This window comes from Bradyrhizobium sp. G127, assembly GCF_021502575.1.
Lineage (GTDB): Bacteria > Pseudomonadota > Alphaproteobacteria > Rhizobiales > Xanthobacteraceae > Afipia.
Genome location: NZ_JAKFGN010000001.1, coordinates 1612306 through 1635610, shown reverse-complemented (window position 1 = coordinate 1635610; position 23305 = coordinate 1612306). Strand labels below are relative to the sequence as shown.

Sequence of the window (23305 nt, the reverse complement as noted above, 5' to 3'; positions counted from 1 at the left end):
CCCGGATCAGTTGACGCCGAGCTTGAATTCGCCCTGCTTGATGATCGAAGGCGCGAGAACCACGGGCTTGCCGCCCTGAAGCTGGAACACCGGCGGCTCCAGCGAATTGATCTGGCCGGTCGGGCCGAACTTCACCGGGCCCCAGAACGTCATGACGTCCATCTTGGCGAGTTCGTCACGTACCTTGTCGCGATCCAGCGAGCCCGCGCGCTCGATAGCCAACTGGAACAGCGCGCCGGACACCGAGGCGGACGCCTGCGCATAGTCAGGCTCTGACTTGTACTTCTCCCGGAACAGCTTCACGTAGTTCGCGGTCGTGCCGAAAATGTCCTTGCCGGAATACTGCGCGGCAGGATGCCACCAGGCAGCGCTGGTGATATTCTCGCCGCCCGGCCCGGCAGCATCGATAAACTCCTGATAGGCGGGGCCCGCGATCATCGAAACGACGCTCGCCTTGATCTGCTGGTCGGTCATCTGCTTGCGGATCAGCAGCAGGTCGTTGATGTAGCCGGTAGCGAATATCCACTGCGGCGAGAGCGACTTGATCTGCGACAACGTCGCCGAGTGATCCAGCGTGTTGATGGCATACTTCTCGAAATACACGACCTCAAAGCCGTTGGCCTTGGCCGACTTCTCCATTTCCTGCGCAATCGCCAGCGGGAACAGATCGTTGCGCGCCAGAATGGCCACCTTCTTCACGTCCGCCGCCTTGGCCTTGACGATCTGCGTCAACGGTGTGGTCAGCGTATCGTTCGGCGTGAAAGTGCCGAACAGATATTTATAGCCCTGATCGTAGACCTGCGATGACGATGCAGTCGCGGCGATCGTTGGCACCTTGTATTTCTCGGAAACGCTGCTGCCGGCCTTGGCCGCACCCGAACCGAATGGACCGAACAGGAAGTTGACGTTGTCTTGGGTGATCATCTGCTCGGTGGTCTGTACCGCGCGCGGCGTATTCGACTGGTAGTCGGCGTAGACGATCTCAACCTTGTACTTCTTGCCGCCGACCGAAATGCCGCCAGCCTTGTTGGCCTGCTCGGCCCACAGATCATATCCCTGCTGTTGCTTGACCGCTTCCGGTGCCAATGGTCCGGTCAGCGGGAGCGGCGCTCCGAACTTGATGACATCCTGCGCTAACGCGGCGGATGCGCACAGACCAACAGCGGCTGCAAGAACAAGCGAGGTCAGGTGAAGCGACGTAAGCGAAAGGCGAGCCATCTGGTTTCTCCATCGGGGACGAGAGCGTGACCTACCCGGAAGCATGGCAAATTAGGGGATCGAATAAAAGCATTGAAATTCGAAGTTATCGTTCTAAAAATTAGAACGATATGCAGGGCCTGCTGCGTTTCCGGGCAAGCCGCCTTCTGGACAACAAGCCATGATCGAATCCACAGCCCTGCGGTATTTCCGCGAAGTCACGTTACGCGGATCGATCAAGCGCGCAGCGGAGTCGTTGAATATCGCGCCGAGCGCTATCAGCCGGCAGATGCAGGGACTAGAAGACGACCTGTCGACCAAGCTGTTCGAGCGCGGTGCACGCGGCATGACGCTGACCGGCGCGGGACAACTGCTCTATCGCTATGCAGTTGAGTGCGGTGAGCGGCTCGACCGGATTCGTGCGCAGGTCGAGGAATTCGACTCCCTGCAACGCGGCCACGTCAGGATCGCAACCGTCGAAGGTCTGCTCGCGAGCTTTGTATCGGACTTCGTCGTCGATCTTTCGAAGGACTATCCCGGCATCTCGATCACGGTCACGACGGCGGGCACCAGCGGTGTTGCGGAAATGGTCGGGCGGCACGAGGTCGATCTTGGCCTTGTATTCGGCCGCGCCCCGCGGCGCGACCTGATCGAGCTGGCGCGCATGCGGCAATCGTTATGTCTAATGGTCGCGCCCCATCATCCGATGGCGGCAAAAGAATACTGCGCCGTGAAGGATCTCGCGGGCTTGCGCGTGATCCTTCCCGATCCCTCGTTCGGTATCCGTCAGGAAATCGACCGCGCCTGCGCCAAAGCCAACGTGCAGCTTGATCTCTACAGCGAGACCAATTCGATCGCGTTCCTGCGCACCATCGCCACGAAAACCGGGATCGGGACGTTTCTGCCACGCGATTCGGCGATGCCCGAATTGATCGCAGGCACGCTGGTTGCAATCCCACTGCGCGACAAGCGTCTTGAAGCGACACAAGTCACGCTGGTGCAACTGGCGACACGAAACACCACGCCGTCAGGCTCGCGGGTGGCACAGCTTCTAGTGGAAAAGATGAAGGATCGAAGGGGCTGATCGGAATTCGCGCAGCAACCCGCTAAACGGCGAACGAACGCTTCGGCTTCTTGTGCAGCGCCACGGCGTCGATCGCGTCACTCGCCCGCGGATAAAGATCGCGCACCATCGGATCGTGACCGGGGACGACCCGATCGGGATGACCCGCAAGGCGTTCGACGGCCTTCCAACCCTCCATCATGTCGCCGAGGTTGTAGACGATCGGGAATGGATTGCGGCGATACATGTTGCCGTAATAATGCGAAGCGTCGGACGCGAGTACCACGGGCCCGCGTTCGGTGTTCACCCGCACCACTTGCAGACCGTCGGAGTGACCTCCGATATGGTGCAGCGTTACCCCCGGTACGATCTCGCCATCGCCGTTGTGAAACAAGACGCGGTCGCTGAACACATGACGCACCATCAGCGTCACGTCTTCGGCGGAGAACGGATAGCGCAGCAGGCCGTGGCACATGCAACGCCCGGTGGCGTAGCTCATTTCGCGATCCTGCAAATGAAACCGCGCGTTGGGGAAGCGATCGAGATTACCGGCATGGTCATAATGCAGATGGGTGATGACCACATCGCGGATACTGTCGGGCGGTACGCCAAAGCGCTCAAGGGCATCGGCGGGATTGATCGTCAGCGTCCGCGACCGCTCGCGCGCGGCGGACTCGTTAAAGCCGGTATCGACCAAGATATCCCCGCCGTCGCCGCGGATCAGCCAAACAAAATAATCTAGATCGGTGCCTTCGTTGTGCACATCCGGCGTCAGATAGTTCTGATGCGGCTGACGCCCGGTCATGGTCGCGTAGCGAATGGCGTAGATCTCATGCTGATCATTCATTTTGATCGCCCTCCCTCACCGCTTCGCGGACCCGTGCTGCAGGATATGACCGAGCGCCGAGAGCAAATGGGCGCGGAAGAGATCCGGATTCTCGCACATCGGAAAATGGCCGAGCCCCCGCATCTCCTTAAAATACGCCCCCGGGATCAACGCTGCGAGCTTGCGACCGTCTGCCGGCGTCGCCGAATAATCATAATCTCCTGACAGGAGAGCCACCGGCGTCTTGTCCGCGTCAATCTTCCGGGCAACGATAGCTCCGTCGAACTCGTCCGAATAGAAGGCTAGATCGCCACCGTAGATCCCCGGCGCTCCCTGACTGTAGATCCACGCCGCTTGGCGGCGATCGCCTTCAGGACTTTGCGGACTCATCAGGCCGCGAACGTAGCTCGCATTGTGAAGTGAGCCGTGCACGGCAACATGATGCTGGAACGGATTGCGCCGGCCCTTTGACTGAAACGGCGGCTCGACGGCCACGATCCCGCGAAGCAGATCCGGATGTTCTGCCGCGAGCACCAGCGCCATCGCCGCGCCCATCGATCCGCCGACAACGATGGCAGGTTCACCCACAACGTCCCTGAAAATTGCGGCGCACCACTCACGATAGGTCGTGAGATCGAGCTTGTAGTCTCCTCCGTCCCATGTCGCGGGCGGCATCGAGCGCCCATGAAACGGAAGATCAGGCGCGATCATCCTGAACCGTTCCGCGAGGGCGATATCGCTGAGTTGCGCCCGAAACTGACGGGAGTCCGCGCCCGCGGTGTGAAGGAACACGACGGGCACACCCTGCCCCGCGCTTTCGACAAAAATGTCATACGCGGTGTCGCGCACGCTGATCTGAGTCCATCGCCCCTCGATCTGCGACAACCGGCGCGACGGCGCAACCACCGCAATCTGCGGCACTTGAACGACGCGCTCGATCAGCCGCTCAAGAACAGGCCTTGCCTGCGCAAGCACAAGGAGATCGGCATCGATGGAGAACTCGGGATTGACCAGATCGAGCGCCGTGAACGAATGAAACGTCGGCGGCGGTGGATTTTGCAGCAACTTCTCCCAGGCGGGGGCCGATGCAGACAGCCCGATCGACGGAAACGCTGGCGCGTTTCCAAGCCCAAAACACCCATTCTCAAAGACGAGAGCAAGATCGCTGCCATCAATGCGCAAAGTGAGGTTTATTTGCAGGGACGGTCCGAGTCGTACGAACTCAGGATCGCGCAGCGCCAGCGACAGGCGTTCGCGCAATCGCTCGGCCACCGGCGCCGCGGACACGTTTATCGATCTCCGGCTTCGGCTTCGATGAAACGATAGATCGCCGTATGATCTGCGCCCTTGTCGAGAGATTCCCACGCGTTTTCCCAGAGCTTGGCAATGGTTTCGGCATTCGAGGGATCGACACCGACAATCTTCGACAGGTCAGCAGCGATACGCAGATCCTTGGCCATCAAGGCCAGCGAGAAGCCGGAGGCAAAGCTCTCCGAGATCACGAACTGCTTCATCTTGACGTCGGTCGAGTTGTTCTTGCCGGTAGACGCGTTGAGGACGTCGATGATCGTATCGGGAGCAAGACCGAACCTTCGGCCGATCAGCAGCGCCTCGCACGCCGCGACAAGGCCCGCGGCCGACACGTAGTTGTTGAGCGCCTTCATGGCGTGGCCCGAACCGAGCGGTCCTGTCGCGAACACCGATTTCGCCATTGCTTGCAGAACTGGCCTTGCGCGTTCAACCAGCGCGGCATCGCCGCCAGCCATGATCGAGAGTGTACCGTCCACAGCGCGCCTCACGCCGCCGGACACCGGCGCGTCGATCAATCCGATACCCTGCTCGGCCAGCGCCTTGCCAAGCGACTGGGTATCGATCGGCACCGACGAACTCATGTCGATGATGAGCGCGTCTTTCGCGAGGACGCTCGCGACACCGTTCGGGCCGAGCACAGCTTCGCGCACAACCTTGCTGTCAGGCAGCATCGTGATGAGCACTGATGCGCCCGCCGCAGCTTCCTGTCCGGTGGCGAAAGCCTTGCCGCCGGCGGCTGCCAGCGCTTCACGCGCCACCGGGGCCGGATCGGCGCCGCGGACCTCGAAGCCCGCAGCGATGCAACGCTTGGCCATCGGCAGACCCATCTGCCCAAGGCCGACGAATACCACCACGTCCGGTGGCGTTATGATCTTAGTCAATGCCCATATCCTTGAATGCTTCGCGCGCGAGCCGGAAACTGTCGATGCCGGCGGGTATCCCGCAATAGCAGGCGATCTGCAAGAATATCTCCTTCAGTTCGTCCTTGGTCAGACCGTTCTGAATCGCGCCGCGAATGTGTAGCTTCAGTTCATGCGGCCTGTTCAGCGCGGCAATCATGCCTAGATTGAGAATGCTGCGGCTGCGCCGGTCCAGCCCCGGCCGATTCCAGATCTCATCCCAGCAATATTCCGTGCTGAGCTGCTGCATCGGCCAACTGAAATCGTCGGCATTGGCCAGCGACTTCTCGACATATTCAGCTCCAAGAACCGCGGTCCGGGTCTTGAGGCCTTTTTCAAATTTTTCCGAACGAGGACGCTTTGCGGTCATTCAGGGTCTCCTTTTTTGATTCTTTTTCGAGGTCTGACAGCACCGTGAGCGCAACGGTGGACGCAGTGTGAATATGATCGATGCAGGCCTTCTCCGCGCCTGCGGCATCGCCCGCGGCGATCAGATCGGCGATATTGCGGATTTCCTTGAGGCTTTTCTGAAGCCGCCCCGGATGCGTCATCGAGGTTGCGCGCAGCATGGTGACGCGGTTGTGCAGGTTGGTGAGCATCTGCTGGATGAAGATATTTCCACATCCCCGCATCAGTGCGTCATAGAAACGGGTTTTCGCCTTGATCAGGGCTTCGCGGTCACCGGCTTTCGCCGCTACTTCGAGCTCGCCGACAGATTTGAACATCTGCGCGAGGGGCTCCGCTGGACGCCTCTCCGCAAACGCGCGTCCTGCTGCGCCTTCAAGAAGCGCACGAACCGCATAAAGCTGCCGCGCCTCATCGACCGAAACACGAGTCACTACGGGACCGCGATGCGGCACCGATGTAATGAGCCCTTCTGCCTCAAGTTGTCGCACCGCTTCGCGGATAGAAGTGCGGCCCACACCGGTCAGTTCGCACAACTCACGTTCGATCAGTCGTTGTCCCGGCTTGAAAACGCCCGCCGATATGGCGCTGCGGAGTTTGTCCTCCACACGCATGCGCAGGGTGATCGCTTCGCGGCTGACGTTCATATCCAGATCGCTCATACCATCATCATCAATCTTGTCAGACAATCTGTCAATCTGCTTGACTGAGGTAGATGTTCCGTGAAAACTGACGGCAACAACACAAAAGCGATCAGGGAGGTCTCATGAGTGCAGATATGAAGAAGGCCCGCACAGGCTCGAACGGTTTCACCCGTCGGGCACTTCTGGCGTCGACAGCCGGGCTCGCAATGGTTTCCAGCATGTCGCGCTTTGCCAGCGCGCAAGCGAAGACCGTCAATATCGGCGCGATCCTGCCGCTGTCTGGCGCCAATGCGCAGTTCGGCATCAATTCCCGCAACGCGATCGAGCTTGTGGTCGAAGAGATCAATGCCGCCGGCGGTATCAAGGCCTTGGGCGGAGCCAAGTTCAACCTGATCGTCGCCGACGCGACATCGACACCGACCACGGCAGCCACGGTTGCACAGCGCCTGGTGTCGCAAAACGAAGTCGTTGCCGTGTTTGGATGTTTCGCATCGGCCCTTACGCTCGCCGTGTCGGAAGTCACTGAGCGCGCAGGCATCCCGCTGTTCACGCAATCTTTCTCCGATCAACTCACCGGCCGCGGTTTCGAGAACATCTTCCAGGTCGTCGCCAAGGGATCGGTCATCGGCAAGGCACAGCTTGACGGCTGCATAGACATTGCCAGGGCCTCGGGCCAGAAGCTCGAGCGTGTCGCGATCATGTTCGAGGACACGGCTTACGGCACATCGCAGGCCGGAGGCTTGCGCAACGGCGCCAAGGCGGCCGGCATCGAAATCGTCATGGACGAAGGCTACCCGCTCGGCATCACCGACGTCACGCCGCTGATCAACAAGCTGCGCGCATCGAACGCGCAGGCGGTGTTTCCAGTCTCGTACCTGAACGACAGCTTGCAGATCGTGCGCAGCATGCGCCAGCAGAAAATCGACATTCCGACCATCGGCGGCGCGGCCGGTTACATCATTCCGGATTTCGAGAAGGGCCTTGGCCCATTCGCCGAGAACGTGTTCTCGATCACGCCCGCCCCTTACGATCTCGCGCCGGAGTTGACGGAGCGTTTCCGCAAGCGTTACGGCTACTTCATGGTGCACGAAGCCGTCGAATTCGCAGCGACCGTCGATGTTCTTGCCCAGGCGCTGGAAATGACCAAGTCCACTAACCTCGACGCGCTGCGCAAGGTTCTTCACGGAACCAAGTTCACCGGCGGCTGGTGCAAGGCCATGACAGGCGGCGCGGTCGAGTTCGACAAAACCGGCCTGAACGTGCTCTCGGTCCCCGTCATGAACCAGTGGCGCGGCAAGGAACTGGTGACGGTATGGCCGGACGCCTTTGCCAAGGCAAAGCCTGTCTGGAAAACCTGACGTAAAGCCCCAGCACAGATGTCCTTTATCCAGGCCCTCATCGACGGGGTGATGATCGGTGGCGTATACGCCATGATTTCCATCGGCCTCACGCTGGTTTTCGGCGTGATGGGAATCGTGAACTTCGCTCATGCCGAGTTTCTGATGCTCGGCATGTTCGTCGCGTATTACGCGTGGGCCTGGCTCGGATTGGATCCGATCCTCGCCGCACCGCTATCCTTCGTCCTGGTGTTCGGCCTCGGCTGCATTCTTCAGCGGCTGCTGTTCCGGCGCATCATGCGCGCGCCGGAAATCTCACAGGTGTTTCTCACGGTCGGGTTGCTGATTGTTCTGGAGAACGCCGCGCTGCTGATGTTCGGATCGAATTTCCGCTCCGTCAGCACATCCTATCAGACGTCATCGCTGAGTCTCGGGCCGCTGTTCATTAATGTGCCGTATCTGTTCGCGTTTCTGATGTCGATGGTTTGCGGCCTCGCGCTCTGGCTGTTCTTGCGCACAAGCTGGTTCGGCCGCGCCATGCGCGCGACGGCGCAGGACCCGATGGCCTCGACGCTGATGGGCATCGACACCGGCCGCATGCACATGGTGGCGTTCGGGCTTGGGGTCGGGCTGACGGCATTTGGCGGCGCGGTGATCCTGCCCTATCTCACGGCGTCGCCCACCGTCGGCGGCCAGTTCGTGATTCTGATGTTTACGGTCGTCGTGCTCGGCGGCCTTGGCTCCGTTGCGGGTGCAGTGGCCGGTGGGCTCGCCGTAGGCGTCATCCAGTCGCTCTCTGCGCTCGCGTTTCCCATTCAGCTTCAGAATCTGGTGTTGTTCGTTGTCTTCATCGCCGTGCTGGTGGTTCGCCCGCAAGGGTTGCTCGGAGATGTGAAGTGAGGCGGTTTCTCATTGCGCTCGCGCTGATCGCCGCTGCGGCCTGCGTTCCCTTCTTACTGGAACCGCGCGGCTATACCATCCGCGTGCTGTGCATTGCCCTGCTGTTCGCGGCGCTGGCGCAAGCCTGGAACATCGTCGGCGGACTGGCACGTCAAACCTCGCTCGGCCACGCTGCATTCTTCGGCGCCGGTGCATATACGTCAACGCTGCTGCTGATCAATTTCGGCATCTCGCCGTGGCTCGGCATGATCGCAGCCGCCGTTATCGGCGGCATCATGGCATTTCTAATCGCGCTGCCGACCATGCGCCTGCGCGGACACTATTTCGCGCTGGCCACGCTGGCGTTCGCGGAAGTGATGCGGGTGATTGGCAATTCGTGGAGCAGCGTCACCGGCGGCCCGGTCGGACTCTCGGTGCCGTTCAGGCCGGACTCGCTCTGGATGCTCCAGTTCAAGGTGGCACGGCCTTACTTCTGGATCATGCTGGCGGCGCTCGTCGCTGTCACAGCGGTGTTCGTGGCGATCAGTTCAAGCAAGATCGGCTACAGGCTGCGCGCCATCCGGGAAAATGTAGATGCAGCGGAAGCGATCGGCATTGACACCGCAGGCACCAAGATCATCGCCGCGGTCATCTCGGGCGCGATCACGGCCAGCCTTGGAACTCTTTATGCGCAGTTTCAGTTCTTCTTCGATCCGGATACAGTCTTTGGATTGGCTTCCATTTCCGTGCGTATTGCCCTGATCGCCATTATCGGCGGCATCGGTACCGTGGCAGGCCCGATCATCGGCGCCCTGTTCATCATTCCGCTGGAAGAACTTGCCAATACGTTTCTCTCGGGCGGCGCGGCCGGAGTGTCGCAACTGGCCTACGGACTACTTCTGATCGCCGTTATCCTGCTCGAACCGCGCGGTCTCATTGCGCTCGGACGCAACGTCATCACCAAACTCTCGCGGAGGGCAGCCCCATGACGGCCCCGCTCCTTCAGGTGACTGGTCTGGGCAAGACGTTCGGCGGCCTGCGCGCGCTGTCCGACGTGACTATCACAATCAACCAGGGCGAGATCGTCGGCGTCATCGGTCCGAACGGCGCCGGCAAGACCACGCTCTTCAGCAATCTGGTTGGTCTTCATCGGCCGACAGCCGGCAAGATCGTTTTTGATGGCAAGAACATTATCGGCCTGAAGCCGCACCTCATCGCGGCGGCGGGCATGGTGAAGACATTTCAGAACGTCGCGCTGTTTCTCGAAGAGACGGTGCTCGACAACGTCCTAATCGGTGGACTGATGCGACACGACATTCCTCATGCGCGCGCATTGGCGATGTCATGCCTTGACCGCGTCGGCATGGCCGCGATTTCCGGCAAGATCGCCAAGGATCTCTCGTTCCCCGAGCGCGCCCGTGTCGAGATGGCCCGTGCGCTATGTACCGAGCCGAAGCTGCTGCTGCTCGACGAGGCCATGGCTGCGCTCAACCACGCCGAAATGGACGCCTTCATGACCCTCGTTCGCACCTTGCGCAGCGAAGGCCTGACTATCGTCATCATCGAGCACCACATGCGCGCGATCATGGCGCTGTGCGATCGCATCATCGCGCTCAATTTCGGCAAAGTAATCGCGGAAGGCACACCTTCCGAAGTGGCCGGGCATCCCGAAGTCATCGCCGCCTATCTTGGTAAAGCCTATGCCGAGGAAGCCACGTCATGACCGCGACTCCCCTGCTTGACATCAAGAATCTGTCCGCGGGCTACGACGCCGGCAATGTCCTGCATCATATCGGCCTCAATGTCGCCCGCGGCGAGTTCGTCTGCGTGATCGGCGCCAATACCGCCGGCAAGAGTACCCTGCTCCGCGCCATTTCCGGCCTGGTCCCGAACCGTTCAGGCCGCATCAGTTTCGACGGCCACGATCTGACGAGACTGCCTGCACACAAAGTTCCGGGCCTTGGCATCGCACATGTCCCGGAAGGACGTCATGTTTTTCCGGGCATGACGATCGAGGAAAACCTGATGCTGGGTGCCTTCTCGATCCGGACATCGAAGAATCTGGGCGAGCGCCGCGAGCAGATGCTCGGCATTTTCCCGCGGCTTCGTGAGCGGCTGTCGCAACTGGCCGGGACTTTGTCCGGGGGTGAACAGCAGATGCTGGTGCTGGCGCGTGCGCTGATCATGAATCCGAAGCTGTTGCTGCTCGACGAACCGAGCCACGGACTTGCGCCCAAGATCGTTGATGAGCTTCACGAGACGCTTCAGAAGATCAATGCCACCGGCACCGCGATCCTGCTCGTGGAGCAAAACACCGTGCTGGCACTTTCTGTCGCGACCCGAGGCTACGTGCTGGAATCCGGCGAGATCGTGCTCGCGGCGAGCAGCGGGGATCTGAGAAGCAACGACCGCGTCCGAACGGCCTATCTGGGCCTGTAGACGCTCCCGGCAAAGATCCGGCGATTACACCGGCGCAAACTGGCCTCGTCAATAAGCACCATAGCGTTGCGCGGCTTCGATCGTCAGTCCCTTGCCGACAGCACCGAACGTATCGCCCTCAATGATTTGAGCGGCGGGCAAGGCTGCAACTATGGCCTTTCGCACATGTGCGAGTCGCACGGAGCCGCCGGTCAAAAACACGACATCAATGTCCCCCGCATTGAGTTCTGCCTGTTCAAGACACATTTTGATCCGCGCCGCGATGCGGGTCGCCAATTGCTTTGTGTGAGTCACAAGCCCGGAGCGGGCAATAGCCGCGCCCAATCCGGGCTCAATCCATCCAAGCGGAATGTCAGCTTGCCGCTGATCCGACAATGCGATCTTGGCCTCCTCGACTTCCATCGCCAGCGTATGCCCGCGCTGCTCGTCGAGCACGCGAACGAGGCGGTCGAATAATTCAGGTTGCGCGGCCTCGTAACGGACCTGACGAACCTGCGTCATGACCTTCGGATCGTACATGCTGTTAATCGTCGACCATGTTGCGAGATCGTGGAAATAACTTGATGGAGCGTGCAATCCCGCGCGCTTCATCTCGCTGCCGTATCCAAACAACGGCATGACGACGCCAAGGCTCAACTGGCGATCAAAATCGGTACCGCCAATCCGCACGCCGTCATTGGCGAGAATGTCGGACTTGCGGTCGGCCTTGCGGTGCTGCTCAGGGCTGAGGCGCACGATGGAAAAGTCGGATGTGCCGCCACCGATGTCGGCGATCAGTGCTATCTGTTCTCCGGAAATTCCGCGCTCATAGTCCAGCGCCGCAGCAATCGGCTCGAACTGGAACGTGACGTCGTCGAAGCCAATCTCTTGTGCAATGTCTTGCAAAGTCTGCTCTGCCTTGCGATCCGCTTCAGGCGCCTGATCGACAAAATGCACCGGCCGGCCGTGAACGACATATCTCAACTCATGGCCAACAGCCCGCTCGGCCCGCCGCTTCACGACTCCGAGATAGTAGGCGATCACGTCCCGGAAACTGGCGCGTTCGCGGCCGACCTTTGTGGTCTCGTCGATCAGCGTTGTGCCAAGAACCGATTTCAGGCTTCGCATCAGGCGGCCCGGCGCGCCTTCAACGTAAGTCTCAATGGCCTTGCGGCCGATCAGAACCGCACCGTCCCTCTCATAAAAGATCGCGCTCGGAATCGTGGTATGGCCGACCTCCAGCTCCGTCAGGACCGGCGCGCCGTCCATAGAAGTACCAAGCGTCGTGTTCGACGTGCCGAAATCAAGTCCACAGGCTGACATTGTTGCTCCCGAGAAGTGGTCCGTCTATCCACTTCGGAGCCATCGATCCACCACTATCTTGCATAAATTTACCGACACATCGACCATGTGAGTTGAGCCCTGCGCGAAGCAGGGCATAGATCATCCACAGATCCATTTTCTCTTGCAACGGGGTTGATGAATCAACGCTCTGTGGTTCATAAGCCGTCTCCCGGCGATCCCAATTCAGGATCGCGGCATTGTCCTAGGAAAGATTCTGCGTGGCTCAAACAATTTCTCAGCGGATCGCCAGCGAGTTGGGCGTTCGTGAACAACAGGTCGAAGCAGCAGTAACAATGCTTGACGGCGGAGCCACCGTCCCTTTCATCGCGAGATACCGCAAGGAAGCGACCGGCGCGCTGGATGATGCGCAGTTGCGCACGCTGGAAGAGCGATTGACCTACCTGCGTGAACTCGAGGAACGCCGGGTCAGCATTCTGAATTCGATCCGCGAGCAGGGAAAGCTCGATGCCGCGCTGGAGGCCGCCATTCTGGCCGCGGACACCAAAGGTCGTCTTGAGGACATTTATCTCCCGTTCAAGCCGAAGCGGCGTACCAAGGCCGAGATCGCCAAGGAGGCCGGCCTTGAGCCGCTGGCGGAACTGCTGCTGACGCAGCCGGAGAACGATCCGCAGACGGTTGCAGCAAGCTTCATCAATGCTGACAAGCAGGTCGCCGATGCCGTGGCGGCTCTCGATGGCGCGCGCGCGATTCTGGTCGAGCGATTCGCCGAAGACGCCGACCTGATCGGCAACCTTCGCGAGAAAATGTGGTCGGAAGGCTCCCTCACTTCCAAGCTGCGCGACGGCAAGAAGGAAACCGGCGCGAAATTCAGCGACTATTTTGATTTCAGCGAACCGCTACACAAGCTGCCGTCGCACCGGGTGCTCGCGATGTTCCGCGGCGAAAAGGAGGAAATCCTCGATCTGCAAATGCAGCCCGAGGCGGCCGCCTCAACGCCGACGGCCGTGAGCTCTTATGAAGCACGTATCATGCAGCGATTCGGGATCGCCGAGCGCGGGCGTCCGGGCGACCGCTGGTTGACGGAAACCACGCGCTGGGCGTGGCGCACCAAGATCCAGGTTCATCTCAATATCGATCTGCGGATGAGGCTGTGGACAGCCGCGGAGCAGGAAGCGGTTCGGGTGTTTGCGTCCAACCTGCGCGACCTGCTGCTCGCAGCTCCCGCCGGCGCACGCGCCACCATGGGGCTCGATCCCGGCTTCCGCTCCGGCGTCAAGGTCGCCGTCGTTGACACCACCGGCAAGGTGGTTGCCACCACCACGATCTATCCGCACGAGCCACAGCGGCGCTGGGACGAAGCCCTTGCAATCCTCGGCAAACTCGCACGCGAGCACCGCGTTGAACTCGTCTCGATCGGCAACGGAACGGCCTCGCGTGAGACCGACAAGCTGGCAACCGAACTGGTGAAGCTGCTGCCCGAACTGAAGATGTCGAAGATCGTGGTATCGGAGGCTGGCGCGTCGGTGTACTCGGCCTCCGCATTCGCCTCTGAGGAATTGCCTGAACTCGACGTGACGCTGCGCGGTGCCGTGTCGATCGCGCGCCGGTTGCAGGACCCTCTGGCCGAACTGGTCAAGATCGACCCCAAATCGATCGGCGTGGGCCAGTATCAGCACGATCTTGGCGAAGCCAAGCTGTCGCGCTCGCTCGATGCCGTGGTCGAAGACTGCGTGAACGCCGTCGGCGTCGATGCCAACACGGCGTCGGCCCCGCTGCTGGCGCGAGTATCGGGTATAGGTTCGGGACTGGCGCAAAGCATTGTGCAGCATCGCGATGCGAACGGGCCGTTCAAATCGCGCAAGGCGCTGAAGGAAGTCCCCCGGCTGGGGCCCAAGGCGTTCGAGCAGTGCGCGGGCTTTCTGCGCATCACCAATGGTGAAGACCCTCTCGACGCCTCCGGCGTGCACCCCGAAGCCTATCCCGTGGTCCGACGCATCCTCGCGGCGACCAAAAGCGACATCAAGACTCTGATCGGGAATGCGGACGTGCTGCGCCAAGTCAAGCCGCAGACATTCGTCGATGACACGTTTGGCCTTCCGACGGTGACCGATATTCTGCGCGAACTGGAAAAGCCGGGGCGCGATCCGCGGCCGGCTTTCAAGGCGGCTATTTTCAAGGAAGGCGTCGAGACGCTGAAGGATTTGAAGCCCGGCATGGTGCTGGAAGGCGCGGTCACCAACGTCGCCGCATTCGGAGCATTCGTCGACATCGGCGTGCATCAGGATGGCCTGGTGCATATTTCCGCCATGTCGAAGACCTTCATCAAGGATCCGCGCGAGGTCGTGAAGCCCGGCGATATCGTTCGGGTCAAGGTTCTTGAAGTTGACGTGCCCCGCAAACGTATCGCCCTCACGTTGCGTCTCGATGACGAGACGGGTGCCAAAGCGGAGCGGTCGCCGCCGGGGGCTTCGCGAAACAATGCCCGCGCAAGCAGTTCTCCCTCCGCTGCCAGAAGTACATCTAAGCCCCAACAAGGTGCGGGAGGCGCGCTCGCGGATGCACTGCGCCGGGCGGCAGAGAAACAAAAGTCATAAGTGCGATCACATCAACGCTCGCTGGCGAGCCGCGATGACTCACGGCTTTCTGTGTGATGTCGCAATCGCCGGTGTGTTTCACAATCGGGACAACAATGAAAAAGGCGTTCCGAGTGACCTCGGAACGCCCTTCCCCTATCCTCGCTGAACCAGGCGGAAAGACCGCCCTGTCCGAAGCTCTGCTGAGCTTAGCGGGCGATCCCAGCGAGGTGACAGCGCTTGGAATGAGACACTGGACCACCTCCTTTCGTTGTTAACGACAAGGAACATATAGGGGCGCGACAAAGAATCGGAAGCCCCCGGGCGCCAGCCCCCGGGCGCCAATCCTCAGACGGCGTCCTTGGCAGCTTTCACAGGCCGTGCGCGGACGATCTTGCGGGCTGGCTTGGCCTTGAACGTCATCGGCTCGCCGGTGAAGGGATTGGTGCCCTTGCGGGCCTTGGTCGCCGGCTTCTTGATAACAACAAACTTTGCGAAACCAGGCACCAGGAAGACACCAGTCTTCTTCAGTTCCTTATAGCCGATGACAGCGAGTGTCTCGAGGACGCCTTTGACGTCCTTCTTCGCGATTTCATTGGTCTCAGCGATCTTCTCGATAAGCTGCGACTTCGTCATTTGCGTGGACATTGTAACTCCCATTGATTCGTACAGGAGCACATTACCCTCATTACAGCCCTGAAAAGAGCTACTTCCTGAAAGGAAGTCACTTTTAGTGCTATTTTCACAGGCTAAATGCATTTGTCCCCCGATTTAGGCCTTAAATCCCGGGGTTTTAGGAAGGAGCGCTCCTCCGGCCCCTGTTTTTTATGCTGTTTCAGGAGATGGACCGGGATGGAAACGGCGGCGGGAATCAACGGCCAGGGAGTTTGCTTGCAGGGGTTTTCGACAACCGTTCGTATACGGAAAACGCGGCGCCAGGCTCGCCTGTCAGGCCCGGCCCAAGGCCGGCATCGCCAGCAGCTTGTCCGCTGGCTCCCACCTCGCAGCGGCTTCGAGAGCTGATTTCAGCAACTCGATGTCCTGCGCAGATGCAGGCTGCCAACCACAAGGGCATAACTGATTTTGATGGTGGTCCGCGACCTGACGATAAAGCGTGCCGAAGGCATTGGCCATGAGGTTCATGACTGCCATCGGCATCAGACCTGAAACATCAAGCGCACGACCGAATGCCATCATCAGAACGCGATCGAGATCAGCCTGGATGGTCCGGCGGTTGTCGAAGCCGAAAATGTCCTGCTGTTCCAGCATTCGCTTTTCCATTACCGCTCGCCGATATGCGTCGAAGTTATCCGGCATTTCTAGTCCTGCGGTGGACGATGCTCAATACGCACCGACACACGTCAGATTAGAAGACCTCGAAGAGATCAAGCGGCAACGTATCAGGCGCTAAAAATAATTCAGGCGATACAACGCTCACGCTCCGTCAGCGTAGGATAATCGGTATATCCCGCTTCCTCGCCGCCGTAGAACGTTGCCCTGTTATATGGATTGAGCGGAGCTCCGGACCGGATGCGCTCAACCAGGTCGGGATTTGCGATAAAGGTACGGCCGAACGCAATGGCATCCGCATGTCCCGCCGAAACAGCGGCCTCCGCCAACTTGCCGTCGAAGCCGCCCGCAGACATTAGAACGCCGCGCCACATCGGTCTGAACAATTCCATCGCCGATGGAACATTCGTATGGTTCACCTCGGCACGGCCAGCACCGCTGCTGCGCGGCTCTACGAAATGCAAATAAGCAAGACCCAGCGGATCGAGCGAGCGGACCACATGACTGTAAAGAGGCATCGGGTCCGGCTCGCCGCTGTCGTTCGCGACACCGTATGGCGAAAGGCGTACGGCGACGCGATCGGCGCCCCATATCCCGGCAACCGCGTCGGTGATTTCAAGCAGCAGCCGCGCACGATTGGCGATCGATCCGCCGTATTGATCGGTCCGGAGATTGGTGCGCGACTGAAGAAACTGCTCGATCAGATATCCATTCGCGCCATGCAACTCAATTCCATCAAAACCGGCTTCCATCGCGTTGCGCGCGCCCTGACGGAAACTCTCGATCACACCGGCAATCTCGTCGGTTTCAAGGGCGCGTGGTGTTTCATAAGGCGCCTGCGTCCCGGAAGCCGTTATCGTATTGCCGGGGATCGGCACCGCAGACGGTGCGACGGGTGACGCGCCGCCGGGCTGGAACGAGGAATGCGAGACACGTCCCACATGCCAGAGCTGCAGGAAGATCACTCCTCCCTTCGCATGAACAGCGTCGGTGACTTTCCGCCATCCCTTGATCTGCTCACTCGAATAGATGCCAGGCGTTGCGGGATTCCCGCGCCCCGACGGCGCGACAGGAGACGCCTCGGCAATGATCAGCCCGCCGGGCGTTGCTCGCTGAGCATAATATTCTGCGTTCAAGGCGCGAGCGGCGAAGCTGGTTTTTTCCGAACGCATTCGCGTCAGGGGAGCCATCACAATACGATGGCTGAGTGTATAGGGCCCAACCTGCAACGACGAAAACAGCGAAAGGTGGCTCATCTCCGGCCTCTGAATAATGGTTCAGGAAAGCGAGATGGGACCATGCCACGATCACCGCTCGTGTCATAATCGATCGATGTCATGGGTGATATGTCATGTGATCCCGGCGACAGCCCTCGCGCCGGAAAACCACGCGGACAGATGTCGCACCCACCGCTACGGGAGCGCTGCAACCGTCCAACCGACAATATCGCCTGCGATCCCGCCGAAGGCGCCGCTGAATGCACTTGCCGCCGACTGGGGATTGAGGCCCTCAAGTTTCTTCTCGCCCTGGAATAGCCGCGCTGCGATCACACGGCCGCTCTTGTCCAGAATCTTTGCAGACAGGCCGATTTGAGCAGACGGCTCTGGCTCCAATGCAATCTGAAACCCGCGAACATCGATCACCAGCTGAAAATCGGCGGGCACCCCGTCCGCAGCCCGCAGCGGAGCATGCGCCACATCGTAGTTCTCGAAGCTCTGAATCAGCTTTGCCTGAATCAGCTTCGGGATACTGTCGCTCCACTGGAAGGTGGCAAATTCGGGGTGATCGCCACCCGGCGGCGCAAAGAGAACACGCTGCGTATCGAACATCAGAACGCCCGTGGGCTCCGGAATCACGAACTGGCCCTTGATGGGCTTTTTCGACAAAGCGAGGTTCTGCGGCGCGTCGAGGTCATAAATGACCTTCGGTGCACTAGCTGCTCCGCCCCCCGTCATCCGCTCAAGACCGGATACGATACCGTCGAGCTTGCCTGTATTTCTCGCCAGCCCTTCGGAAAATGTCTTCAGATTGGCGATGGTGTTTTGAAGAGGCTCCGCGTTTTCAGACAATACAGCATCGACCCGGCGCAGCGCATCTCGTGCAGCCTGCGTCATACTCTGCCCCGCACCCGGTTCAGCAATCAACGTCGGCACCGCTCCAGACGCCGTCAGTTCCGATCCGCCTTCCAGCGCGACGACCGGCACACCTGTGATCCCCTGAAAATCCAAACCAACTTTCGTATCCGAGCGCACCGGGGTGTCTGGCAATACGGCAACCATCGCATTGACGCGGCGCGGACTGTCAGGAGCAAGACTGAGGCTGGTGACCTCACCGACGCGAATTCCGTTGAACAAAACCGATGCGCCGACCAGCAGCCCCGGGACCGGCCCGTTGAACTGCAAATGATAAGACGTGCGCGCGCCAATTCCGCCGGTGTTGTGAAGCCAGTACACGAATCCAAAAACGGTGCCTATGGCCGCCAGAATAAAGGCGCCGACGATGACAAACGGAGCACGGGTTTCCATGTTTTGACCTAACTCGCTTTTGGTTGCAGCATCTGGGATCGCTTCCCATGAAAATAGGCCCTGACCCACGGATGCTGGGAACGAAGAAGTTCGCTCATCGGCCCGAGCGCGACGATCTTGCCGTCGGCGAGCGCCGCGACGCGATCACAGACGGTGTTCAAACTGGCGAGATCGTGAGTGACCATGAAAACCGTCAGCCCAAGCGTCTTCTGAAGCGTCTTGATCAGGGAATCGAAATCGCCGGCGGCGATCGGATCCAGTCCCGATGTCGGCTCGTCGAGAAATACAATCGCAGGATCGAGTGCAAGCGCTCGCGCCAGTGCGACGCGCTTGGTCATGCCGCCGGAAAGCTGCGATGGAAACTTGTCGCCGTCTTCTGCCGAGAGACCCACCATCTCCAGTTTCGCGTTCGCCACCTCGTCCATCAGTTCCTGGGACAACACGAGGCTCTCACGCAGCGGAAACTGGACATTCTGGCGCACGGTCAGCGAAGAGAACAGCGCACCCTGCTGAAAGAGAATGCCCCACCTGCCCGCTGCCGTCTGGGTGTTGTGGTCGTGGGCTTGCCCGATCTCGACACCCATCACCTCGATGCGGCCGCTTCGTTTCGGTATCAGTCCGATGATCGTCCGCATCAGGACCGACTTGCCACCGCCCGACGCGCCGACAAGACCGATAATCTCGCCCCTGCGCACATCCAGGGACAAATGATCAAGGACTGTTTGTCGGCCGAAGCCGACGACGAGATCGCTGACTCGAATCGCGAATTGATCCGCCGTTTCCCCCATCGTCACATTCCGATCGAGGCGAAGAACACGGCGAACACGCCGTCGAGCACGATGACGAGGAAGATCGACTTGACGACCGAAGTGGTCGTTTGGCGACCGAGGGATTCGGCGCTTCCCTTCACTCTCAGACCTTCGCTGCAAGCGACGATACCGATGGCCAGCGCCATGAATGGGGCCTTGATCATCCCGACCTGGAAGCTCGTGACCGACACAGCTTCGTGCAGCCGCGCGATGAAGATGGCCGGGCTCATCCCGCCATAGAGCCATGCCACAAGACCGCCACCGTACAGCGCCGCCATCGAGCCGACAAACGAGAGGATCGGCAGCGCACAGATCAGCGCCAGGATGCGCGGCAGGATCAGCACCTCGATCGGATCGAGACCCATGGTGGACAGGGCATCGATCTCCTCGCGCATCTTCATCGAACCAAGCTCAGCGGTATAGGCGCTTCCGGAACGGCCCGCGACCATGATGGCGACAATCAAAACGCCAAGTTCGCGGAGCACCAGAATGCCCACCATATCCACGACATAGGAATCCGCGCCGAATTTGCGGAAATGGAAGATACCTTGTTGGGCAATGATCGCGCCGATGAGAAATGTGATCAGCAGGATGATCGGAATCGCCTGCCAGCCGACACGATAGATCTGATAAGCGAGTGACGTCAGCCGGAGCGAACGTGGCCGGCGCAAGACCCCCAGAAGGGCAGCCCCCAGCGCCCCCAGCATCTGAAGAAAAATGGCAACATTATCCGTCACATTCGCAGCGGACCGTCCGACCTGCTCCAACTGGGCAAGAACGGGGGTGTCAGGCTTCGTTCTCGCTGGCTTATGGCGATTTACCTGCCGCACTTCTGCGATCAGGTCCGCGTAGCGGTCCGATACACCAATCACATTTTCCGCGCTGCCGGATTGGGGCGTCCGACGCGACATCTTTTCGATTAGCCACGCGCCGAGGGTATCGAGCTCCCCGACGCCGGACATATCGATCTTCAATGCGTTCGCTCCGCGCAACTGCGGCACGAGGCGGTCATACAGGTCTTCAATGGCAGCGGCATAAGCGGCCGTCCATGATCCACCGGGACGCAGTTCAAGAACACCATCGCCATTTACAACGTTCAGGACGGGATCTGAGGTCAAGGGCTATATCCATCGGCGGCTACGATTTTTACATTTCTAGGCCACCCGGCCTGCTCCCTCTTGACCTGCCTCAACAAACCACGAGATCGGCTGTCCTATGGTTTTTTTTGTAACAGGGCTCATCAGCCCCATCGTTGACAGAGGAAGTCCAATGCAAGAACGCAGTCACGTGGTCGTGTGGATTGATCATCTACAGGCCCGTATTTTCCATGTCGGATTGACTGGTACCGACCAGGTCGTCCTGAAATCGCATCTGCCGACGCAACATATTCATCACAAAGCTAATACGATCGGATCCGGTCACGTCGCCGAAGATCAGGATTTTCTCAAGCACATTGCAGAGGCGATTCAAGGTGCGGAGCAGATCCTGATTTTGGGGCCGGCCAGCGAAAAGACGGTGCTTCACACCTACCTGCGCGAGCATGCTCCCGCGTCCTCCGACCGAGTCATCGCGGTCGAACCGGCCGACCACCCCACCGACGGCGAAATCGTCGCCTATGCCAAGCGACATTTCCGGTTCGGTGAGGCACCCCGCGCGACATCGCGGTAACTCCCGCCGGTCCCAAATCGAATGACAAATTCAGCGGCGCGCGCTTCACTCCCGGCGTTTCCGGTTAGACCTAATTGGTGAATCTGCGCGGGAGACGATGATGCGGGCGATGGTCCTCCATACGATCGGGCAGCCGCTGGTGCTTGTGGAACGGCCCGATCCCCTGCCCGCCTCCGGCGAAATTCGTGTGCGCGTCGAAGCCTGCGCGGTTTGCCGGACCGACTTGCATGTCGTCGATGGCGATCTTCCCGATCCGAAACTGCCAATCATCCCTGGTCATGAAATCATCGGCATCGTCGATATGCTGGGTGGTGGCGTTTCCGCACCAGCCATCGGCACACGTGTAGGTATTCCGTGGCTCGGCCATACCTGCGGAACCTGCCCCTATTGCGAGGCCAACCAGGAAAATCTCTGCGACCATCCTCGCTTCACTGGCTACACGCGTGATGGCGGATTCGCGACCCATGTGGTTGCGGATGCCGCGTTTGCTTTTCCGCTGCAAGGCTTCGATGATCCGGTCTCGGCCGCCCCGCTGATGTGCGCAGGCCTGATCGGCTGGCGCTCGCTCCGCATCGCTGGCGACGGCCGCAGAATCGGCCTCTACGGATTCGGTGCTGCGGCTCATATCCTGGCTCAGGTCTGCCGCTGGCAGGGCCGCGAGATCTACGCCTTCACACGGGTCGGAGATGAAGCGGCGCAGAATCTCGCACGTTCCCTAGGCGCCTCCTGGGCAGGCAGTTCAGACGAAATACCACCGGAATTACTTGATGCCGCAATCATCTTCGCACCTGTCGGAGCACTCGTGCCGACGGCGCTACGCGCGGTGCGCAAAGGCGGCCGGGTCGTCTGTGGCGGCATTCACATGAGCGACATTCCGCAGTTCCCCTACAGTATCCTCTGGGAAGAACGTCAGATCGCTTCGGTCGCCAATCTCACGCGCCAGGATGCAACGGAATTTCTCGGCATCGCGCCGAAAGCAAACGTGAAAACGACAACGACGGTCTACCCGCTGACGCGCGCAAATGAGGCCCTTGCCGATCTCAGAGCCGGACGTTTCCAAGGAGCCGCGGTGCTCGTTCCGGAGAGTTAAGAAGCTGTCCTCGCTCGTCACAGAATACCATGCGGGCCGTCAAAGCCCGCATGGTTTCGTTGTTGCTTTTGCTCTCCTTGATGACAGTCCGCGGCTCTCAAGCCCGATCTAATGCGACATGAGAACCGGAACCGTCATTGTCGACAGGATTCCGCGCGTGACCCCGCCCAGCACAAATTCGCGCAGGCGGGAATGCCCGTAGCCCCCCATCACGATCATATTCGCCGAACAATCCGATACATGTGACAGAATGGCATCCGCCACGTCGATATCGGAGGCCGGAACGCTTTCGACTTCGACCTTGATGCCATGTCGTGCGAGATGACCGCCGATTTCGACACCGAGAATTTCCCGCTTGTCCCTGGTCTTCTCGTTGGCGACGATGAACAACTCAACGACGCGCGCCCTTTTCAGGAACGGCAGCGCGTCGTTGACGGCGCGCGCCGCCGCGCGGCTTCCGTCCCAGCAGCATACGATCCGGTCGAGTTTCAATCCGCTCTTCTGAATATAGGGGACGATCACGACGGGACGGCCGGAATTGAACAACGCGGCCTCGATCAAGACATCGTTATTCACGCCCTTGTCCTCGTCGGACTGCATCACCACGCTCAAATCGAATCGTCGCGCCATCGATGAAAACGCATCCGGCGGGCCCAGATCGCTCTGGGTCACCAGCCGATGCTCAACAGAAATAGCGCTGCGCTTGGCTGCCACCTCGAAACGTTCGACAGCGGCGCGCGTTGCGGCTTCACTTTCCGCCACAATGCTGGCGAGCATATCGGACGGAAAATCCGGCATCATATATGGCGGAATGCCCGCACCATCGGCGAAGGCGACTCCTGCCAGATGCGCCTCGAACGTCTCGGCGATGGAAATGGCGTAATCTCTGGCGCCATCGCCAGATTTGTCCCGTTCGAGATTGAGGATGATGTCCTTGATCATAATCTGCTCCAAAGCGTGAATGCCGTAGTTAAAGGTGCCACGCAGGTTTCTTGGACCGATTGATACACATCAAGGCCCCGTCCCTTCCAACCTCGGACGCGACATCGGGTCACTCAAACACGTG

Annotated in this window: 23 protein-coding genes; 9 read left to right on the top strand and 14 right to left on the bottom strand. The window is 59.9% G+C overall.

The window, feature by feature from the left end; translation table 11 throughout:
• Window positions 1-6: 6 nt before the first annotated feature.
• Complete coding sequence (locus LVY71_RS07905; RefSeq protein WP_235099249.1) at window positions 7-1218, bottom strand: amino acid ABC transporter substrate-binding protein; 1212 nt, start codon at window positions 1216-1218, stop codon at window positions 7-9.
• A 160-nt stretch (window positions 1219-1378) separates the two neighbouring features.
• Here LVY71_RS07905 and LVY71_RS07900 point away from each other — a divergent pair, with 160 nt between their 5' ends.
• A complete protein-coding gene (locus tag LVY71_RS07900; protein WP_235099248.1) occupies window positions 1379-2281 on the top strand; it encodes a LysR family transcriptional regulator in 903 nt (300 codons plus the stop codon).
• Window positions 2282-2303: 22 nt separating this feature from the next.
• Here the strand turns inward: LVY71_RS07900 and LVY71_RS07895 are convergent, their stop codons facing one another.
• From LVY71_RS07895 to LVY71_RS07875, 5 genes are read right to left on the bottom strand one after another with little or no spacing between them, the layout of a single operon-like run.
• Window positions 2304-3107, bottom strand: a complete 804-nt coding sequence (locus LVY71_RS07895; protein ID WP_235099247.1) for an N-acyl homoserine lactonase family protein — start codon at window positions 3105-3107, stop codon at window positions 2304-2306.
• Window positions 3108-3122: 15 nt separating this feature from the next.
• The gene (locus LVY71_RS07890) at window positions 3123-4373 is read right to left on the bottom strand and encodes an alpha/beta fold hydrolase (RefSeq protein ID WP_235099246.1); all 1251 of its coding nucleotides are present in this window, start codon (window positions 4371-4373) and stop codon (window positions 3123-3125) included.
• A 2-nt stretch (window positions 4374-4375) separates the two neighbouring features.
• Entirely contained in the window at window positions 4376-5278 is a 903-nt protein-coding gene (locus tag LVY71_RS07885; RefSeq protein ID WP_283842512.1) for an NAD(P)-dependent oxidoreductase, read from the bottom strand.
• Window positions 5271-5666 (bottom strand): carboxymuconolactone decarboxylase family protein, encoded by a 396-nt coding sequence (locus LVY71_RS07880; RefSeq protein ID WP_235099245.1) that lies wholly within the window; start codon window positions 5664-5666, stop codon window positions 5271-5273. The genes LVY71_RS07885 and LVY71_RS07880 overlap by 8 nt, the downstream gene beginning before the upstream one ends.
• Entirely contained in the window at window positions 5632-6363 is a 732-nt protein-coding gene (locus LVY71_RS07875) for a GntR family transcriptional regulator (RefSeq protein ID WP_235099244.1), read from the bottom strand. Before LVY71_RS07875 ends, LVY71_RS07880 begins: the two co-directional genes overlap by 35 nt.
• Before the next feature lie 104 nt (window positions 6364-6467).
• On the opposite strand from LVY71_RS07875, the gene LVY71_RS07870 reads away from it, so the two are divergent.
• Genes LVY71_RS07870 through LVY71_RS07850 form a run of 5 tightly spaced genes read left to right on the top strand, consistent with a single transcriptional unit; the run spans window position 6468 to window position 11000 of the window.
• On the top strand, window positions 6468-7703 hold the full coding sequence (locus tag LVY71_RS07870) for an ABC transporter substrate-binding protein (protein WP_235099243.1): 1236 nt from the start codon (window positions 6468-6470) through the stop codon (window positions 7701-7703).
• Between the two features lie 18 nt (window positions 7704-7721).
• Complete coding sequence (locus LVY71_RS07865) at window positions 7722-8582, top strand: branched-chain amino acid ABC transporter permease (RefSeq protein WP_235099242.1); 861 nt, start codon at window positions 7722-7724, stop codon at window positions 8580-8582.
• Window positions 8579-9550, top strand: coding sequence for a branched-chain amino acid ABC transporter permease (locus LVY71_RS07860; protein ID WP_235099241.1), 972 nt, complete (start codon window positions 8579-8581; stop codon window positions 9548-9550). The genes LVY71_RS07865 and LVY71_RS07860 overlap by 4 nt, the downstream gene beginning before the upstream one ends.
• Complete coding sequence (locus LVY71_RS07855) at window positions 9547-10284, top strand: ABC transporter ATP-binding protein (RefSeq protein WP_235099240.1); 738 nt, start codon at window positions 9547-9549, stop codon at window positions 10282-10284. The genes LVY71_RS07860 and LVY71_RS07855 overlap by 4 nt, the downstream gene beginning before the upstream one ends.
• 11 nt (window positions 10285-10295) lie before the next feature.
• Complete coding sequence (locus LVY71_RS07850) at window positions 10296-11000, top strand: ABC transporter ATP-binding protein (protein WP_235100049.1); 705 nt, start codon at window positions 10296-10298, stop codon at window positions 10998-11000.
• Between the two features lie 48 nt (window positions 11001-11048).
• On the opposite strand, the gene LVY71_RS07845 is transcribed toward LVY71_RS07850, so the two are convergent.
• Entirely contained in the window at window positions 11049-12302 is a 1254-nt protein-coding gene (locus LVY71_RS07845; RefSeq protein WP_235099239.1) for an Hsp70 family protein, read from the bottom strand.
• A gap of 239 nt (window positions 12303-12541) precedes the next feature.
• On the opposite strand from LVY71_RS07845, the gene LVY71_RS07840 reads away from it, so the two are divergent.
• A complete protein-coding gene (locus tag LVY71_RS07840; RefSeq protein WP_235099238.1) occupies window positions 12542-14878 on the top strand; it encodes a Tex family protein in 2337 nt (778 codons plus the stop codon).
• 327 nt (window positions 14879-15205) lie between these two features.
• Here LVY71_RS07840 and LVY71_RS07835 read toward each other — a convergent pair whose 3' ends face one another.
• The 6 genes from LVY71_RS07835 to LVY71_RS07810 form a co-directional block, all read right to left on the bottom strand.
• Window positions 15206-15505, bottom strand: coding sequence for an HU family DNA-binding protein (locus LVY71_RS07835; protein WP_235099237.1), 300 nt, complete (start codon window positions 15503-15505; stop codon window positions 15206-15208).
• Between the two features lie 300 nt (window positions 15506-15805).
• On the bottom strand, window positions 15806-16126 hold the full coding sequence (locus LVY71_RS07830; RefSeq protein WP_235099236.1) for a fibrobacter succinogenes major paralogous domain-containing protein: 321 nt from the start codon (window positions 16124-16126) through the stop codon (window positions 15806-15808).
• 149 nt (window positions 16127-16275) lie between these two features.
• Window positions 16276-17403, bottom strand: a complete 1128-nt coding sequence (locus LVY71_RS07825) for an alkene reductase (protein WP_235099235.1) — start codon at window positions 17401-17403, stop codon at window positions 16276-16278.
• 156 nt (window positions 17404-17559) lie between these two features.
• Window positions 17560-18672 (bottom strand): ABC-type transport auxiliary lipoprotein family protein, encoded by a 1113-nt coding sequence (locus tag LVY71_RS07820; protein ID WP_235099234.1) that lies wholly within the window; start codon window positions 18670-18672, stop codon window positions 17560-17562.
• Between the two features lie 8 nt (window positions 18673-18680).
• Window positions 18681-19460, bottom strand: coding sequence for an ABC transporter ATP-binding protein (locus tag LVY71_RS07815; protein ID WP_235099233.1), 780 nt, complete (start codon window positions 19458-19460; stop codon window positions 18681-18683).
• 2 nt (window positions 19461-19462) lie between these two features.
• Window positions 19463-20599, bottom strand: a complete 1137-nt coding sequence (locus tag LVY71_RS07810; RefSeq protein WP_235099232.1) for an ABC transporter permease — start codon at window positions 20597-20599, stop codon at window positions 19463-19465.
• 151 nt (window positions 20600-20750) lie between these two features.
• Here LVY71_RS07810 and LVY71_RS07805 point away from each other — a divergent pair, with 151 nt between their 5' ends.
• The gene (locus tag LVY71_RS07805; RefSeq protein WP_235099231.1) at window positions 20751-21149 is read left to right on the top strand and encodes a translational machinery protein; all 399 of its coding nucleotides are present in this window, start codon (window positions 20751-20753) and stop codon (window positions 21147-21149) included.
• A gap of 100 nt (window positions 21150-21249) precedes the next feature.
• A complete protein-coding gene (locus tag LVY71_RS07800; protein WP_235099230.1) occupies window positions 21250-22239 on the top strand; it encodes a zinc-dependent alcohol dehydrogenase family protein in 990 nt (329 codons plus the stop codon).
• Between the two features lie 108 nt (window positions 22240-22347).
• Here the strand turns inward: LVY71_RS07800 and LVY71_RS07795 are convergent, their stop codons facing one another.
• Window positions 22348-23181, bottom strand: coding sequence for a universal stress protein (locus LVY71_RS07795; protein WP_235099229.1), 834 nt, complete (start codon window positions 23179-23181; stop codon window positions 22348-22350).
• Window positions 23182-23305: the final 124 nt, after the last annotated feature.

Bases quoted from the DNA above. Each gene is read 5' to 3' on its own strand.
- LVY71_RS07905 (WP_235099249.1), bottom strand. From the start codon at position 1,218: ATGGCTCGCCTTTCGCTTACGTCGCTTCACCTGACCTCGCTTGTTCTT.
- LVY71_RS07865 (WP_235099242.1), top strand. From the start codon at position 7,722: ATGTCCTTTATCCAGGCCCTCATCGACGGGGTGATGATCGGTGGCGTA.
- LVY71_RS07855 (WP_235099240.1), top strand. From the start codon at position 9,547: ATGACGGCCCCGCTCCTTCAGGTGACTGGTCTGGGCAAGACGTTCGGC.
- LVY71_RS07835 (WP_235099237.1), bottom strand. From the start codon at position 15,505: ATGTCCACGCAAATGACGAAGTCGCAGCTTATCGAGAAGATCGCTGAG.
- LVY71_RS07870 (WP_235099243.1), top strand. From the start codon at position 6,468: ATGAGTGCAGATATGAAGAAGGCCCGCACAGGCTCGAACGGTTTCACC.
- LVY71_RS07830 (WP_235099236.1), bottom strand. From the start codon at position 16,126: ATGCTGGAACAGCAGGACATTTTCGGCTTCGACAACCGCCGGACCATC.
- LVY71_RS07795 (WP_235099229.1), bottom strand. From the start codon at position 23,181: ATGATCAAGGACATCATCCTCAATCTCGAACGGGACAAATCTGGCGAT.
- LVY71_RS07900 (WP_235099248.1), top strand. From the start codon at position 1,379: ATGATCGAATCCACAGCCCTGCGGTATTTCCGCGAAGTCACGTTACGC.
- LVY71_RS07815 (WP_235099233.1), bottom strand. From the start codon at position 19,460: ATGGGGGAAACGGCGGATCAATTCGCGATTCGAGTCAGCGATCTCGTC.
- LVY71_RS07820 (WP_235099234.1), bottom strand. From the start codon at position 18,672: ATGGAAACCCGTGCTCCGTTTGTCATCGTCGGCGCCTTTATTCTGGCG.
- LVY71_RS07845 (WP_235099239.1), bottom strand. From the start codon at position 12,302: ATGTCAGCCTGTGGACTTGATTTCGGCACGTCGAACACGACGCTTGGT.
- LVY71_RS07805 (WP_235099231.1), top strand. From the start codon at position 20,751: ATGCAAGAACGCAGTCACGTGGTCGTGTGGATTGATCATCTACAGGCC.
- LVY71_RS07800 (WP_235099230.1), top strand. From the start codon at position 21,250: ATGCGGGCGATGGTCCTCCATACGATCGGGCAGCCGCTGGTGCTTGTG.
- LVY71_RS07880 (WP_235099245.1), bottom strand. From the start codon at position 5,666: ATGACCGCAAAGCGTCCTCGTTCGGAAAAATTTGAAAAAGGCCTCAAG.
- LVY71_RS07895 (WP_235099247.1), bottom strand. From the start codon at position 3,107: ATGAATGATCAGCATGAGATCTACGCCATTCGCTACGCGACCATGACC.
- LVY71_RS07825 (WP_235099235.1), bottom strand. From the start codon at position 17,403: ATGAGCCACCTTTCGCTGTTTTCGTCGTTGCAGGTTGGGCCCTATACA.
- LVY71_RS07875 (WP_235099244.1), bottom strand. From the start codon at position 6,363: ATGAGCGATCTGGATATGAACGTCAGCCGCGAAGCGATCACCCTGCGC.